We start from the raw sequence: 16004 nt of genomic DNA, 5'->3' as shown, positions 1-16004 counted from the left end.
CGGGGTGATCTGAATCGCTGAGGGTTACCTTAAAACCCGATCGTGTTATTCGTGATGAATTGGTACATACGGCGCTAATTTAGGCTCGTGCTCTACGGGATCCTCGCCGCCACCTCCGCCCTGCTCCTCGCCGCCGTGCTCACCGCCGTGCTGCGAGCGGCCGCCCTGCGCCTCGGGATCGTCGACCGGCGATGGCGGCGGCCGATGCCGCTGTCCGGCGGGGTGGCGATGGTGACCGCCACCTGCGGGGTGGCGGTCGTCGGCGACTGGCGGGGCGTCACCCCGCTCGGACCCGAGGTCGGGCGGCTGCTCGTCGCCGGGGCCGGCGTGGCCCTCCTCGGGCTCGTCGCCGACGTACGGCGGGTCAAGGCGCGGTTCCTCGTGGGCGGTACGGCCGTGGCGGCGGCGTGTGTCGTGCCGTACGAGGAGACCGGGGTGGCCGCCGGGCTGCTCGCGGCAGGCTGGATCGTCTTCGTCGCCCTCGGGTTCAAGGCGCTGGACCACGCCGACGGGCTCGCCGGGACCGTCGGCGTGGTCACCGCCTTCGGGGCGGGGGCCTGTGCGGCGGCCGAGGTGATGGACGGGCTCGCCGTGCTGCTGAGCGTGCTGGCCGCCGCGCTGACCGGGTTCCTGATGCACAACTGGCATCCCGCGCGCGCGGGACTCGGCGCGTGCGGCTCGCTGTTCACCGGGTTCGTGCTCGCCTCCGCGGCCGTGACGACCCGCGCGGGGCAGGAACTCGGCTCCGGCGCGGGGGTGTTGTTCGCGCTGACGGCGGTGGTGAGCGCCGACGTCGTGCTCGTCGTCCTGGCCCGGGGGCTGTCCGGGCGGCCGCTGCTGCGGGCCGCCCCCGACCATCTCGCCCACCGGCTGCGGCGGCTCGGGCTCACCGTGCAGGGGGCGTGTGTCGTCCTCGGTGCCGCGGCCTTCGGCGGGGTACTCGTCGGCGTCCTGGTGCACCTCGGGTGGATCGCCGCGACCGGCGCACTCTGGGTCGCCGGGGGCGCCCTGGTCGTCGTCCTCGCACTCCTTCGTGTCAAAGCCCACAGTGCCCCTCGTCCGGTATCGACGCAGGTCAGAGCCCAGTTGCGTGTAAGGAACGGATAAGAGTTGAGCCCGCACGACTCAGGTCTGTTGACCGGGCGGGAGGTGTCGTGCACACTTGAGCCTGTTCCACTCAAGTCAGCTGGAGGAATCAACCATGGCACGTGCGGTCGGCATCGACCTGGGCACGACTAACTCCGTCGTCAGCGTTCTCGAAGGCGGCGAGCCCACCGTCATCACCAACGCCGAGGGTGCCAGGACCACGCCGTCCGTCGTCGCCTTCGCGAAGAACGGCGAAGTGCTGGTCGGCGAGGTGGCCAAGCGCCAGGCGGTCACCAACGTGGACCGGACCATCCGTTCGGTGAAGCGTCACATGGGCACCGACTGGAAGACGGAGCTGGACGGGAAGCCCTTCAACCCGCAGCAGATGTCCGCCTTCATCCTGCAGAAGCTGAAGCGGGACGCCGAGTCCTACCTGGGCGAGAAGGTGACCGACGCGGTCATCACCGTCCCGGCGTACTTCAACGACTCCGAGCGCCAGGCGACCAAGGAGGCCGGCGAGATCGCGGGCCTGAACGTCCTGCGCATCGTCAACGAGCCCACCGCGGCCGCGCTCGCGTACGGCCTCGACAAGGACGACCAGACGATCCTCGTCTTCGACCTCGGCGGCGGCACCTTCGACGTGTCCCTGCTGGAGATCGGCGACGGCGTCGTCGAGGTGAAGGCCACCAACGGTGACAACCACCTCGGTGGTGACGACTGGGACCAGCGCGTCGTCGACTACCTGGTGCAGCAGTTCAAGTCCGGTCACGGCGTGGACCTCGCCAAGGACAAGATGGCGCTGCAGCGTCTGCGCGAGGCGGCCGAGAAGGCCAAGATCGAGCTGTCCAGCTCCACCGAGACCTCGATCAACCTGCCCTACATCACGGCCTCCGCCGAGGGCCCGCTGCACCTGGACGAGAAGCTCACCCGGGCCCAGTTCCAGCAGCTGACCGCGGACCTGCTGGAGCGCTGCAAGACCCCGTTCTTCAACGTCATGAAGGACGCCGGCGTCTCCATCAACGAGATCGACCACGTCGTCCTCGTCGGTGGCTCCACCCGTATGCCCGCCGTGGCCGAGCTCGTCAAGGAGCTCACCGGCGGCAAGGACGCCAACAAGGGCGTCAACCCGGACGAGGTCGTCGCCATCGGCGCCGCCCTGCAGGCCGGTGTCCTCAAGGGTGAGGTCAAGGACGTCCTGCTCCTCGACGTGACCCCGCTGTCCCTCGGCATCGAGACCAAGGGCGGCATCATGACCAAGCTCATCGAGCGGAACACGACGATCCCGACCAAGCGGTCCGAGATCTTCACCACCGCCGAGGACAACCAGCCCTCCGTGCAGATCCAGGTCTACCAGGGCGAGCGCGAGATCGCGGCGTACAACAAGAAGCTCGGGATGTTCGAGCTGACCGGTCTGCCGCCGGCCCCGCGCGGTGTCCCGCAGATCGAGGTCGCCTTCGACATCGACGCCAACGGCATCATGCACGTGACCGCGAAGGACCTGGGCACGGGCAAGGAGCAGAAGATGACCGTCACCGGCGGCTCCTCGCTGCCGAAGGACGAGGTCGACCGGATGCGCCAGGAGGCCGAGCAGTACGCGGAGGAGGACCACCGCCGCCGCGAGGCCGCCGAGACCCGCAACCAGGGCGAGCAGCTCGTCTACCAGACGGAGAAGTTCCTCAAGGACAACGAGGACAAGGTCCCCGGTGAGGTCAAGACCGAGGTCGAGTCCGCCGTCGAGGAGCTGAAGGCCGCGCTCAAGGGCGAGGACACCGCGGAGATCCGCACCGCGACCGAGAAGGTCGCCGCGGTCTCCCAGAAGGTCGGCCAGGCCATGTACGCCGACGCCCAGGCCGGACAGGCCGCCGACGGCGAGGACGCCGGTGCCTCCCAGGCCAAGGCGGACGACGACGTCGTGGACGCCGAGATCGTGGACGACGAGCGCAAGGACGGTGCCGCGTGACGGAGGAGACCCCGGGCTTCGACGAGAAGCCCGACGTCCCCTCCGGCGCCACCCCCGACGACGCCGAGCCGAAGGCCGCCCCCCAGGAAGGGGCGGCCCCGGCCGGGGACGCAACAGCGCAGATCGCCGGTCTGACGGCCCAGCTGGACCAGTCGCGCAAGGCGCTCGACGAGCGCACCGCGGACCTCCAGCGGCTCCAGGCCGAGTTCCAGAACTACCGCCGCCGGGTGGAGCGGGACCGGATCACGGTCAAGGAGATCGCCATCGCGAACCTCCTGACCGAGCTCCTGCCCACGCTCGACGACATCGGCCGCGCGCGCGAACACGGTGAGCTTCTCGGCGGGTTCAAGTCCGTCGCGGAGTCCCTGGAGACCGTCGCGGCGAAGATGGGCCTGCAGCAGTTCGGCAAGGAGGGCGAGCCCTTCGACCCGACGATCCACGAGGCCCTGATGCACAGTTACGCACCGGACGTCACCGAGACGACGTGCGTGGCGATCCTGCAGCCCGGGTATCGCATCGGCGAGCGCACCATCCGCCCCGCGCGGGTGGCCGTGGCCGAACCGCAGCCGGGCGCGCAGGCGGTCAAGGCCGAGGACGGGTCCGAGGCCGGCGACGACAAGGACAACGGCCCTGAGGAGGGCTGAGGTCGAAGAGAACCATCGGGACACCGGAAAGGGGGCGCGTCGAGGATGAGCACCAAGGACTTCATCGAGAAGGATTACTACAAGGTCCTCGGCGTCCCCAAGGACGCCACCGAGGCCGAGATCAAGAAGGCGTACCGCAAGCTCGCCCGCGAGTTCCACCCGGACGCCAACAAGGGCAACACCAAGGCCGAGGAGCGCTTCAAGGAGATCTCCGAGGCGAACGACGTCCTCGGTGACCCCAAGAAGCGCAAGGAGTACGACGAGGCCCGCGCCCTGTTCGGCAACGGCGGCTTCCGCCCGGGGCCGGGCGGCGCGGGCGGCTCCTTCAACTTCGACCTGGGCGACCTCTTCGGAGGCGGCGCCCAGGGACAGGGCCAGGGTGCCGGCGGCTTCGGCGGCGGACTCGGAGACGTCTTCGGGGGCCTGTTCAACCGGGGCAGCTCCGGCACCACGCGCGTCCAGCCCCGGCGCGGGCAGGACATCGACACCGAGGTCACCCTCAGCTTCACCGAGGCGATCGAGGGGGCGACGGTCCCGCTCCGGATGTCCTCGCAGGCCCCCTGCAAGGCCTGCTCGGGCACCGGCGACGCCAACGGCAACCCGCGCGTGTGCCCGACCTGCGTGGGCACCGGCCAGGTGGCGAGGGGCTCCGGCGGAGGGTTCTCCCTCACGGACCCCTGCCCCGACTGCAAGGGCCGCGGCCTGATCGCGGAGAACCCCTGCGAGATCTGCAAGGGCTCCGGGCGGGCCAAGTCCTCCCGCACCATGCAGGTCCGCATCCCGGCGGGCGTCTCCGACGGGCAGCGGATCCGGCTGCGCGGGAAGGGGGCGCCCGGTGAACGCGGCGGCCCAGCGGGCGACCTGTACGTCACCGTGCATGTCGCGACGCACCCCGTCTTCGGCCGCAAGGGCGACAACCTCACGGTGACGGTCCCGGTGACCTTCTCGGAGGCGGCGCTCGGCGGCGAGGTCAGGGTGCCGACGCTGGGCGGCCCGGCCGTGACGCTGAAACTGCCCCCGGGCACGCCCAACGGCCGCACCATGCGGGCGCGGGGCAAGGGCGCGGTCCGCAAGGACGGCACCCGGGGCGACCTGCTGGTCACCGTCGAGGTGAGTGTCCCGACCGAGCTGTCGGGGAAGGCTCGTGACGCGCTGGAGGCGTATCGCGAGGCGACCGTGGGTGAGGACCCACGGGCGGAGCTGTTCCAGGCCGCGAAGGGAGCATGATTCGAGATGGACGGTCGTCGACGCAATCCGTATGAACTGACCGAGGAAACCCCGGTCTACGTCATCTCGGTGGCGGCCCAGCTCTCCGGCCTGCACCCGCAGACACTGCGCCAGTATGACCGTCTGGGCCTGGTGTCCCCGGACCGCACCGCGGGCCGGGGCCGGCGCTACTCGGCCCGCGACATCGAACTGCTGCGCACCGTCCAGCAGTTGTCGCAGGACGAGGGCATCAACCTCGCCGGCATCAAGCGCATCATCGAGCTGGAGAACCAGGTCGCGGCGCTGCAGTCCCGGGTGGTCGAGCTGCAGGCGGCCGTCGAGGGCGCCGCGGCGGCCATGCAGCAGCGTGAGGCGGCGGTGCACGCGTCGTACCGCCGTGACCTGGTGCCGTACCAGGAGGTCCAGCAGACCAGCGCGCTGGTGGTGTGGCGGCCGAAGAAGGCCAAGGACTAGGCAGGCATGGAGAAGGGGCCCGGAGAGATCTCCGGGCCCCTTCCCTGTGTTCCGGTTCAGAACTCGTACTCCCAGATGCCGTACGCCGGGGACCGGGCCACGGTCTCGGTGCCCGCGGAGTCCAGGAGGACGACGCGGTAGTAGTACAGGGCCAGCCGGTCCTCGTGGACGGTCGTGTCCATGAAGGAGTGGGTGTTGTCCGTCGCCCCCTCGGCCAGCGTGACGTAGGCACTCGTCGCCGGGTCCCAGCGCTCCACGCGGTAGCCCGTGAACCGGGCGCAGTCCCCGAGGCCGGAGCTCTCGGAGCAGCCGACGTACAGGTCCGGGTAGCTGTCCTCGACGATCTCGGTGCCGGTCCAGCCGGGCGGCCGGGCGTCGGGCAGGGTCACGGAGACGTCGGCCGTGTGGAAGAAGTCCGGCCCCTCGTCCCAGAGGGCGTCGACGGCGGCCACCCGGTAGACGTGGGTCGCGCCGTCCGCGACGGTCGGGCAGAGGATCTCGGTCTCGGCAAGGGACTCCCCCCTCCAGCAGTTCCGCTTCCAGCGCGTCTCGCCGGACTCCGGGTCGGTGACGCCCTGCCACACGTAGTACGTGAAGACGTCGTCGTCGGCGGGCGGGGTCCAGGTCAGGCGTACACCGAGCGGGACCTGCTCGGCGGTCAGGTTCTCCACCGGGTCCGGACGCTTGGTGTCCGGGGTCGTCGCGGTGGCCGCCGGACCGGGCCGAGAGGCGTGTCCGTACGGGTCGACGGTGACGACCCGGTACTCGTACGTCGTCTCGGAGGCTCCGGAGACGTCCTGGCAGGTGCCGCGCAGGACCTTGCGCCCGGCGTAGGAGGGAGCGTCGTCACCCGCCCACCACCAGTCCACCGACGGATCCGCGCTGTCCGGCCCGCACTTGTCCACGACGACGGTCTCACCGGTCGCCGGGTCGGTCCGCTCGATCCGGTAGGTGAGCAGCGGGGCGCTGTCGTGGGCCCACGGGTCGGCACTGGCCCAGGAGACGTACACGCCCCCGGCGGAGCGGGTGGCGGTGGTCTCGTACGGGGCGATCGCCTCCGGCCGGTCCGCCATGTCCAGGACGGCCTCCACCGGCGCGGAGGCGTTGCCCCTGGTGTCCTGGGCGCGCACCGCGTACCGGTAGGAGTCGGCGACGGCAACCAGTTGGCGCGGTACGACATCGGTCTGCGTGGTGGTGCCGGCCGTACCGGGCAGCGCGTCGAGCCAGCCGCCCGTCGCCTGGTCGTACTGGAGGACCTCGTACCGTGCGGCCCCGTCGACGGCCGACCACACCACGTGCGGAACGCCCGACCGGTACTCGACGCGCGCGTCGGCGGCGGTGGCGGGCGGTGTCAGGTCGAACGTGGTGAAGGTGGTGGCAGCCGAGTACGCGGACCAGTTCCCGACGGCGTCCCGGGCCCGGCCGCGATAGGTGACCTTGCTGCCGTCGGCGATCTGCCCCGTGTCGCAGATCGCGCCCTTGGCGCCGGTGTACACGGTCACCCAGCTGTTGGTGGCCGGGTTGAGCCGCTGCATCTCGTAGAGGGCGATGTCGGCCGCGTTCTCCGCGGTGGTCACGAGCTCGGGGGCCGCGTAGGGCTGGCCCGCCGGGCACGCGTCCATCTCCAGGAACGGCGCCGCGGGCGGAGTCGTGTCCACGGTGGTGACGGGCTGGTCGGCGGTGCCGCCGGAGGTGTTGCCGGCCTTGTCGCGGGCGCGGACCTCGTAGTAGTACGTGGCGCCGGTGGGCGGCGGGGTGTCGGTGTACGAGGTCGAGGTGGTCGTGGTGAGCGGCTTGGTGCCGTACGAGGTGCCCTTGAGCCGCCGGTAGACCTGGTACCCGGCGAGGTCCATCTCCTTGTTCCTCGACCAGACGACCTTGGCCCTGCGGGTGCTCCGGTCGTACGACACCGAAGTGCCCGTCGGCGTGAGCGGCTTGACCTTGTCGACGTCGGCGGAGGTCCGGGGCGCGTAGCCGACCTTGACCTTGGCGGCGCCGGTCCAGTTCACGTAGTCGACGCGCAGGGTGTGGGTGCCGGACGGGACGGTGACGGCGGCGGCCTTCGCGACCGTGGTCGAGACGTTCTTCCAGAGGTCGATCCTGCGTACGCCGTCGACGTAGACGCGGATGCCGTCGAGCCCCGAGGCGTTGAGCGCGAAGGGGCCGCCGGAGCCGAAGTCGCGGGTCACGGTCCAGCGGACCGCGAAGTTGTCCTTCGGAAGGCCGGAGACGGGGGCGCCGCTCCAGGACTGGTCGATCGCGTTGTCGCAGTCGGTCTTCTTCGGGGTGCCGGACAGGCTCGTGTTCGCGTAGAACTGCCGCTTGAACACGGGGGAGGCGCAGTTCACGGCCGCGGAGGCGGGTGCCGCGCCCGCGGTGAACAGGGTGCCTGCGGTGGCGAGGACGACTGCGGCGGCGGTCGTCCGTCTGGCTGACTTCATTCGGTCCTCTGGTCGAGTAAGGAACAGCAGTTGTGCGGCTGCTGTGATCACGACTCGCGAGGTGTGAAGTTGGTTGTACTAGTGTTCGCGCCAAGTCTTCACACCATCGGCGGAGAGTGGCGTTGCGCACTCGTTAAGTGATTCCGCTTGACGTCGGTGGGCGGCCCCGCGTTGGCTTTTCAGTCACATGGGCCGCAATGCCGCGCCCGCGTCCGGAAAGCACCAGAAGTGAGCAGCCCCATGCGTCGTATCGCCATAGCCGTGGCCGCGTCCACGATGACCTTCTCGCTGGCCGCCTGCGGCGCGCTCGGCGCCGCGAGCGGGAGCGAGGCGAGTCCGACCAAGGGCAACGACATCACCGTGGGTGTGCTGATGCCGGAGAAGACGAACACCCGCTACGAGGAGTTCGACTACCCGATCATCAAGAAGAAGGTCTCCGAGCTCACCGGCAAGCAGGGCAAGACCGTCTACGCCAACGGCGAGGCCAGCGCCAAGAAGCAGGCCACGCAGATGCAGCAGATGATCGACCAGAAGGTCGACGTCATCCTGCTGGACGCGGTGGACTCGCACGCCATCGCCGGCATGGTGGAGAAGGCCAAGGACGCGGGCATCCCGGTCATCGCCTACGACCGGCTCGCCGAGGGCCCGATCGACGGATACGTCTCCTTCGACAACGAGCTGGTCGGCGAGGTGCAGGGCCGCTCCCTCCTGGAGGCGCTCGGCTCGGGCATCGACACCTCCGACAAGATCGTGATGATCAACGGCTCGCCGTCCGACCCGAACGCCGGGCAGTTCAAGGCGGGCGCGATGTCCGAGCTCAACGGCAAGGTGACGATCGCCAAGACCTACGACGTCGACGGCTGGAAGCCGGAGATCGCGCAGAAGAACATGGCCGAGGCGGTCAGCGCGATCGGCAAGGGCAACATCAAGGCCGTGTACTCCGCCAACGACGCCATGGCCGGCGCGGCCATCCAGGCGATGGAGGACGCGGGCATGACCAAGCTCCCGCCGATCACGGGCCAGGACGCGGAACTGTCCGCGGTGCAGCGGATCGTCGCGGGCGAGCAGTACATGAGCGTCTACAAGCCGTACCCGGACGAGGCCGAGGCCGCCGCCGAGATGGCCGTGACGAAGATCCAGGGCAAGGGCATCCAGTTCGACGCCCTCGCCACGGACAGCGTGGACAGCCCGACGAACAAGGACATCCCGGCCCAGCTCGTCCAGGTCGTCGCGCTGACGAGGGACAACATCAAGAGCACGGTCGTCAAGGACGGCATCTACACCGTCAAGGACATCTGCACCTCGGACTACAAGAGCGCCTGCGCGGCGGCGGGCCTGCAGTGACCGCCGGCGGGCGGGGCCGCGGAGCATCGCGGCCCCGCCCGCCGTTCACGCCACCCGCGTGAACTCCACCGTGACCTCCGGCGGCCCTGCCGGGACGCCCCGGTAGATCCCCTTGTGCGGGGTCACGTCGTCGTAGTCCCGGCCCCGGCCCACCACCACGTGGGACTCGTCGGCCCGGACCCGGTTGGTCGGGTCGTAGCCGCACCATTCGCCGGCCCAGTACTCGACCCAGGCGTGGCTCTGCCCCGCGACCGGCCGGTGCAGTTCCGCGTCCCGCTCGGGATGCAGATAGCCGGAGACGTACCGCGTCGGCAGGCCCACGCCCCGCAGCAGCGCGAGGGTGACATGGGCGATGTCCTGGCAGACACCGGCGCCCTGCTCCCAGGCCTCGGTGGCGGAGGTGTTCACGCCCGTGGTGCCGGGCAGGTAGGAGACCCGGTCGGCGACGAGGGCGGACACGGCGACCGCCGTCGCGTGGACGTCGAGTCCGGCCGAGACCTCGCGTGCCCGGTCGACCAGCCCGGCGGGGACGGTCGTACGGACCGTGGGGTCGAGGAATTCCAACAGGCGTGAGTTCGCGCTCTGTTCGGCGAGCCCGGCCCAGCCGGGCGGCTCGGGAAGCGGGCCCGCGGGGTGCGTCTCGACCAGGCTGGAGGCCGTGATGGTGAGATGGCCGTGCGGGTCCATCAGGTCGAAGCCGGTGACCTGGGTGCCCCAGTAGTCCCAGTACGACCAGGTGGGCGTCGCCGGGCTGACGGTGACCCGGGCGTCCAGCGTGGTCTGGGCGGGCAGGGTCAGCGGGGTCATGCGGACCTCGTTGTGGGACGAGGCCGCGGGCTGGGCGTACGCGACCTGCGTGACGTGCTTGATGCGGAGCCTGCGAGTCATCTCACGCTCCTTCCTGGGCCCACTCGACGGGCCCCTGGTAGGGGAAGAACCGCTCCGCCACCGCTTCCGCGGAGGCCATGCAGGCGGTCTGCAGATCCCTGAGCAGCAGCGGGAGCTGTTCCTCCAGGGCGTGCAGGTCGAGGTACTCCAGCCGGGTGCGCATCCGGCCGATCGGGCGGCGCGCGGGGTCCTGGCGGGGCCGGCCGAGCGCGGTCAGGCACTCCTCCGCCGTCGTCAGCGCGTGCAGCGCCGAGCGCGGGAAGTCCCGGTCCAGGAGCAGGAACTCGGCCACCCGCGGGGTGTCACCGAAACCGCCGTACAGGCGCGCGTACGCCTCGTCGGCGCCCGAGGCGCTCAGCAGGGTCGGCCAGTCGGGCGCGTGGGCGGCGTCCAGGACCCGCACCGACAGCAGCCGCACGGTCATGTCCACCCGCTCCAGGCTCCGGCCCAGGACCACGAAGCGCCAGCTGTCGTCACGGCTCATGGTGGAGTCGGCGAGCCCGAAGAAGAGGGCCGCGCGCCGCCGTACGAGTTCCAGATAGGCGTAGGGGCCCGTACGGCGGGCTGCGAGCCGTTGGTCGGCCAGCGCGTGCCAGGTGGAGTTCAGGCACTCCCACATCTCCGAGGAGACGGCCTCACGGGCGCTGCGGGCGTTCAGCCGGGCCGCGCCGAGCGCCCCCTCGATGGAACAGGTCGAGCGGGCGTCGAAGGCGAGCTGGTCGAGGACCTGCTGCATGTCGACCCGGCTGCCGCCCGCGTCCACGCCGAGGATCGCGTACAGCGACCGGCAGGCCACGTTCTCGTCGCGCCACGGGTCCTCCAGCATCCGGTGGAGGTAGGCGTCGAGGATCCGGCCGGTGTTGTCCGCCCGCTCGACGTAACGGCCGGTCCAGGTCAGTGCCTCGGCTATCCGGGAGAGGATCACGTCGTTCACTGCTGCTGAGCCCCTTCCTGTACGACGGTGGGGGAGCCGTCGGGACCGTGCTGGCGGGGAGCGATGTCCAGGTGGGCAGCGCTGTCCGCGGGTGTGGGCGGTTCCGCGGGGCCCTCGGCGAGCACCCAGGTGTCCTTGGAGCCGCCGCCCTGGCTGGAGTTGACGATCAGATTGCCCTCCTGGAGGGCGACCCGGGTCAGGCCGCCGGGCAGGACCCACACGTCGGTGCCGTCGTTGACGGCGAAGGGGCGCAGGTCGATGTGGCGGGGCGCCATGCGTTCACCCGCGAGGGTGGGGGAGGTGGACAGGGCGACGGGGCGCTGGGCGATGAAGCCCCGGGGGTCGCGCCGGACCGCCTCGCGGGTTCTCTCCAGGGTCTCGCGGTCCGCCTTGGGACCGATGACGATGCCCTGGCCGCCGGCCCCGTCGACCGGCTTCACGACCAGCTGGTCGATCTGGTCGAGAACGGCCTGGAGCTGGCCGGGTTCGTCGGGCCGGAAGGACTCCACATTGGGGAGAATCGGTTCTTCGCAGAGGTAGTAGCGGATCAGGTCCGGGACGTAGGTGTAGAGCAGCTTGTCGTCCGCGATGCCGTTGCCGACCGCGTTGGCGAGGGTGACATGGCCCGCCATGGCCGCGCCGAGGATGCCCGGGCAGCCGATCACCGAGTCCGGGCGGAAGTGGAGCGGGTCGAGGAAGTCGTCGTCCAGGCGCCGGTATACGACATGGACCGGCACCTCTCCGCGGGTCGTGCGCATCCACACCCGGTTGCCCCGGCACACCAGGTCGTGCCCCTCGACCAGCTGCACGCCCATCAGCCGTGCCAGCAGGGCGTGTTCGAAGTAGGCGGCGTTGCTGGGGCCGGGGGTGAGGACCACGACCCGGGGGTCCTGGACGCCGTCGGGCGCGGCCGCGCGCAGGGCGGCGAGCAGCTTCTGCGTGTAACCGTCGACGGGGAGCACGTGCTGCCCGTCGAAGAGGGAGGGGAACACGCGGGTCATGGCGCGCCGGTTCTCGATGACGTACGACACGCCGCTGGGAACCCGGACGTTGTCCTCCAGGACCCGGAAGGCGCCCTGCTCGTCCCGTACGAGGTCGATGCCGGCGACATGGATTCTCACGTTGTTGACGGGCTCCAGCCCGTGCGCGGCCCGGTGGAAGTGCGGGGAGTTCAGCAGCAGCCGCCAGGGCACCACACCGTCCTCGAAGGCGCGGGCGGGCCCGTAGGCGTCGGCGAGATAGGCCTCCAGTGCCCTGACCCGCTGGCTCACCCCGCGCTGTACGAGATCCCATTCGAGGGCGTCGAGGATCCTGGGCACGAGGTCCAGCGGCCAGGGCCGCTCCTCGCCGGCGAAGGCGTAGGTCACGCCCCGGTCGGTGAACGCCCGGGCCATCTGGTCGGCCCGGAACCGGAGTTCACTCGGTTCGATCGGCTGCAGCGCGGCCAGCACCGGCTCGTAGGCGGTCCTGACCTCGCCCGGCCGCTCGAACATCTCGTCCCACGCGTCGGCCAACGCGTATGCGTCAAATATGTCCGCCATGGGCTGACGTTAAATGCGGGACGTAACGGGGTGATCACTGCGCGGTTTCCGGGAGTTGACGCGCGGAGCCGGTTGTTCCGTATCCGGTGGCCCGGCCGGGCGGCGGGTGCCGGCGGGATCACCGGCACCCGGGGGTGTGCGGCTGCGCGATGCACTCCTGAGGGTGATCGCACCGCCGTCGGCTTGGTGCAGGCAGGCGGACGGAGGGCCGTCGACAACGGCGCATACCCGCCGATTTCCCCGCCCCTGGCGTGCGGAGCCGTGTTGCGGAGCCGGTCCGGGCCGCGCATAGTTGCGGAGCCGAGGGGGCTTCGACGCTCCGATGGGGAACAGGACAAGAGGGCGGTAGACGCTGGAACCGGGGGTGGGATGGGCAATGGCCGGCTACGGGGCGGACGACCATCCACACGGCGCTGACCGGCTGTGCGAGGCCGGGGACCGGGTGTACTCCCGGGCCGTACGGCGCGGCCGGGTGCCGCGCGTCGATGCCGAGCCCGTGCCCTGCCTGCTGGAACTGGCCCTGCTGCACCCGGACCCCGACGACATGGACTGGCTGGTGCCGACCGCCCCGCAGGAGGTCATGACCCGGCTGCTGCGCGAGGTCCACGACGAGGTCAGCGCGAGCCAGCGGCGGGTGGGGGCGGCGGTCGCGGCCGTGGAGCGGTACGCGGGACTCGGGCCCAGTGTGGTGCCGGGCGCCGGTGAGGGGACCGCGATCCGGGTCCTCGACGGTCTCTCCCGGATCCAGGCCGCGATGGACGAGGCGACCGAGGCCTGCACGACGGAGGTGCTCACGGTCCAGCCCGGCGGCATCCGCCCCGAGCACGAGCTGACCGAGGGCCTGCACCGGGCGCTGGCCCTGCGCGGCCGGGGCGTGCGGATGCGGGACCTGTACACCCATGTCGCCCGGCACGGCCAAGGGCTCCTGAACTACCTGGAGTTGATGGGCGGCACGGTCCAGGCGCGCACCCTGGACGAGGTCATCGACCGGCTGATCCTCTTCGACCGCACGGTGGCCTTCATCCCCGCGAACGCCGACCGCACCCTCGCCCTGGAACTACGGCACCCGGCGCTGGTGGAGTACCTGGTGACGGTCTTCGAGCGGCTGTGGCGCCTGGCGATCCCCCTCACCGCCCCGCTGCCCGACACCGGCATCGAGGGCATCTCCCACCGCGAGCAGTCCATCGCCGCCCTGCTGGCCGAGGGCCACCAGGACGCGGTGATCGCGGAACGGCTGGGGATCAGCGTGCGCACCTGCCGGGCCCACATCGCGCGGCTGTCGGAGACGCTCGGGGCGGCCAGTCGTACGCAACTGGGCGTCCGGATAGCGCAGGTGGGCCTGGACGGCCCGACGGCCGTCTCCTCGATCACGCTCCCCGGTCAAGAATCCCGGACCGTCCGATGAGGTAGCCCAGCTGGGCGCGGCTCTCGCTGCCGAGGGTGGTGGCGAGTTTGGCGATGTGGACGCGGGCGGTGCGGATGTTCATGCCGAGCCGGTCGGCGATGACGGCGTCGGTGTGCCCCTCCACGAGCAGTCCGGCGATGGCCCGTTGGCGGGGCGTGATGCCGTTCAGGCTCGGCCGGTGGACGGTCTGCGGATACATGGGCGTGGCCTGCCACCACAGCCGGTAGAAGGTGGTGCCCAGGAACTCGACCAGGGCCGGGTGCCGCACCTCCAGCGCGACCGTGCCGTCCTCGTCGGCGGGGATGAACGCCACCGTCCGGTCGGCGACGATGAGCCGGTCGGTGACCTCGTCCAGGGAGCGCGCCTCGGCGTCCCCGCGCAGCTGTTCGTAACGGGCGAGGACCAGCGGCATGTGGCGCTGGGTGTGCTGGTACAGGGTGCGGATACGGGCGCCGCGGTCGAGCAGCGCCTGGTCCCGGCCCATCGCCACGACCTGGGCGGCCGCGCCCCGGCTGTCGTTGTAGTGGACGTTGGGCTGCACGCACAGCAGTTCGTGCGCGACGCCGGCCATCGCCTCGGTGATGGCCTCGTTGATGGGGCCGGTACCGCTGACGACTCTGATCGCCGGGTTCTCCGCGACCGCCGCGCCGCGCCCGTCGATCCGCTGGAGCGGCGCGAACGCCTCGGCCAGCCGCTCCTCGCGCCGCCGCTCGTGCGCCGCGCGGTCCGTGGTGGCGCGGAGCATGCGGTGCAGGGCGAGCGCGGGCGGTACCGGTTCCAGCCGGGCGGCGTCCCGGGTACCGGGCCGCAGCAGTCCGGTGTCGACGAGACAGGGCACGGGCGAGGCGTCCCGGCGGTCGATGCCGCCCTCGCGCAGGGCGCGCGCGTAGAGCTCGATGCCTTCCGGGCACGGGTCCTGCGGACCGTGCTCCCGGTGGACCGCCGCCGTGCTCACTCGCCCGTGTCCTCCTGGCCGAGAATGCCGGACTGCCCGATGAGGTAACCGAGCTGGGCGCGGCTCTCGCTGCCGAGGGTGGCGGCGAGTTTGGCGATGTGGACGCGGGCGGTGCGGATGTTCATGCCGAGGCGGTCGGCGATGACGGCGTCGGTGTGGCCCTCGACGAGGAGGGCGGCTATGGCCCGTTGGCGCGGGGTGATGCCGTTGCGCGTGGGCTGCTGCACCGCCTCCGGGTACATCGGCGTGGCCAGCCGCCACAGCCGGTCGAAGGCGGTGACGAAGAAGGCGACCAGGGCGGGGTGGCGGATCTCCAGGGCGAGGGTGCGGTCCTTGTTGGCGGGGATGAAGGCCACCGTCCGGTCCACGATGATCAGACGCTCCGTCACCTCGTCCAGGCTGCGGGCCTCCACATCGCCGCTCAGACGCTCGTAGCGGGCCACGATGCTCGGCGCGTGGCGGAGCGTGTGCTGGTAGAGGGTGCGGATACGGCCGCCGCGGTCGAGCAGGGCCTGGTCGCGGTCGAAGGCCTCGACATGCACGGGCGGGGGCTGCGGGGCGTGCCGGTCGCTGGTGTTCGGCTGGACGGCCAGCAGTTCGGAACCGGCGGCCACGGCCTGGCCGATGACCCGGCTGATCAGGTCGAGACCGCTGAGGACACTGATCGACGAGGAGTCCTCGGCGCCCGTGAGACCGCCGTCGATGCGCATCAGGGGCTCGAACGTCTCGGTCAGCCGGGCCTCGCGCCGCCGTTCGTCCGCGATGCGCTCCTCCGCGATCCGCAGCATGCGGTGCAGGGCGACGGCGGGGGCGACCGGTTCCAGCCGCTCCGGGTCCGTGACGGCGGGATGCAGGAGCCCGAAGTCGAGCAGACAGGGCGCTTCGCCGGCGTCCACGGCGAGCACGTACCCCTCGCGCAGGGCGCGCGCGTACAGCTCCGTCCCCGCGACGCACAGGTTCTCCACGCCGTGCTCGGGATGGGGCACCGTGCTCACTCGGTCACTCCCTCCTGCTCGGGGATTTTTGACACCGCGAGGAGACGGCCGGGGCGGGCGCGGCTCTCACTGCCGAGGGGGCGGACAGGGCCGCCGCGCTGCGCACGGGTGCAGGGGGGCGGGCCCGTCTC

General features: G+C 71.1%; 13 protein-coding genes. 7 read left to right on the top strand and 6 right to left on the bottom strand.

What is annotated here, in order from left to right; genetic code table 11:
* The first annotated feature begins 87 nt into the window (after positions 1-87).
* From AQI94_RS22105 to AQI94_RS22085, 5 genes are all read left to right on the top strand, one after another.
* On the top strand, positions 88-1107 hold the full coding sequence (locus tag AQI94_RS22105; RefSeq protein WP_031057353.1) for an MraY family glycosyltransferase: 1020 nt from the start codon (positions 88-90) through the stop codon (positions 1105-1107).
* Positions 1108-1201: 94 nt separating this feature from the next.
* A complete protein-coding gene (dnaK, locus tag AQI94_RS22100; RefSeq protein WP_031057350.1) occupies positions 1202-3046 on the top strand; it encodes a molecular chaperone DnaK in 1845 nt (614 codons plus the stop codon).
* On the top strand, positions 3043-3690 hold the full coding sequence (gene grpE / locus AQI94_RS22095) for a nucleotide exchange factor GrpE (protein WP_031057349.1): 648 nt from the start codon (positions 3043-3045) through the stop codon (positions 3688-3690). Before dnaK ends, grpE begins: the two co-directional genes overlap by 4 nt.
* Positions 3691-3735: 45 nt before the next feature.
* On the top strand, positions 3736-4917 hold the full coding sequence (dnaJ, locus tag AQI94_RS22090; protein WP_031057345.1) for a molecular chaperone DnaJ: 1182 nt from the start codon (positions 3736-3738) through the stop codon (positions 4915-4917).
* Positions 4918-4923: 6 nt separating this feature from the next.
* Entirely contained in the window at positions 4924-5370 is a 447-nt protein-coding gene (locus tag AQI94_RS22085; protein WP_031057343.1) for a heat shock protein transcriptional repressor HspR, read from the top strand.
* Between the two features lie 56 nt (positions 5371-5426).
* Here AQI94_RS22085 and AQI94_RS22080 read toward each other — a convergent pair whose 3' ends face one another.
* The gene (locus tag AQI94_RS22080; RefSeq protein WP_031057339.1) at positions 5427-7811 is read right to left on the bottom strand and encodes a PA14 domain-containing protein; all 2385 of its coding nucleotides are present in this window, start codon (positions 7809-7811) and stop codon (positions 5427-5429) included.
* Between the two features lie 240 nt (positions 7812-8051).
* Here AQI94_RS22080 and AQI94_RS22075 point away from each other — a divergent pair, with 240 nt between their 5' ends.
* Positions 8052-9155: a sugar ABC transporter substrate-binding protein gene (locus AQI94_RS22075; RefSeq protein WP_031057336.1), complete on the top strand. Its 1104-nt coding sequence runs from the start codon at positions 8052-8054 to the stop codon at positions 9153-9155.
* Positions 9156-9200: 45 nt separating this feature from the next.
* Here AQI94_RS22075 and AQI94_RS22070 read toward each other — a convergent pair whose 3' ends face one another.
* The 3 genes from AQI94_RS22070 to AQI94_RS22060 are packed head-to-tail and all read right to left on the bottom strand — an operon-like array spanning position 9201 to position 12518.
* Positions 9201-10043, bottom strand: a complete 843-nt coding sequence (locus tag AQI94_RS22070; protein ID WP_031057333.1) for a transglutaminase family protein — start codon at positions 10041-10043, stop codon at positions 9201-9203.
* Position 10044: 1 nt separating this feature from the next.
* Entirely contained in the window at positions 10045-10977 is a 933-nt protein-coding gene (locus AQI94_RS22065) for an alpha-E domain-containing protein (RefSeq protein WP_031057331.1), read from the bottom strand.
* Entirely contained in the window at positions 10974-12518 is a 1545-nt protein-coding gene (locus tag AQI94_RS22060) for a circularly permuted type 2 ATP-grasp protein (RefSeq protein WP_031057329.1), read from the bottom strand. Before AQI94_RS22060 ends, AQI94_RS22065 begins: the two co-directional genes overlap by 4 nt.
* 376 nt (positions 12519-12894) lie before the next feature.
* On the opposite strand from AQI94_RS22060, the gene AQI94_RS22055 reads away from it, so the two are divergent.
* Complete coding sequence (locus AQI94_RS22055) at positions 12895-13923, top strand: helix-turn-helix transcriptional regulator (RefSeq protein ID WP_031057326.1); 1029 nt, start codon at positions 12895-12897, stop codon at positions 13921-13923.
* Here AQI94_RS22055 and AQI94_RS22050 read toward each other — a convergent pair.
* Positions 13886-14878, bottom strand: a complete 993-nt coding sequence (locus tag AQI94_RS22050; protein WP_031057324.1) for a helix-turn-helix transcriptional regulator — start codon at positions 14876-14878, stop codon at positions 13886-13888. The two genes, AQI94_RS22055 and AQI94_RS22050, sit on opposite strands and share 38 nt — an antisense overlap.
* On the bottom strand, positions 14875-15873 hold the full coding sequence (locus AQI94_RS22045) for a helix-turn-helix transcriptional regulator (protein WP_031057322.1): 999 nt from the start codon (positions 15871-15873) through the stop codon (positions 14875-14877). Before AQI94_RS22045 ends, AQI94_RS22050 begins: the two co-directional genes overlap by 4 nt.
* Positions 15874-16004 lie beyond the last annotated feature (131 nt).

Source organism: Streptomyces pseudovenezuelae (genome assembly GCF_001513955.1).
Lineage (GTDB): Bacteria > Actinomycetota > Actinomycetes > Streptomycetales > Streptomycetaceae > Streptomyces > Streptomyces pseudovenezuelae.
Note: the sequence above shows the minus strand (reverse complement) of the source record. Positions and strands in the feature narration are given on the sequence as shown.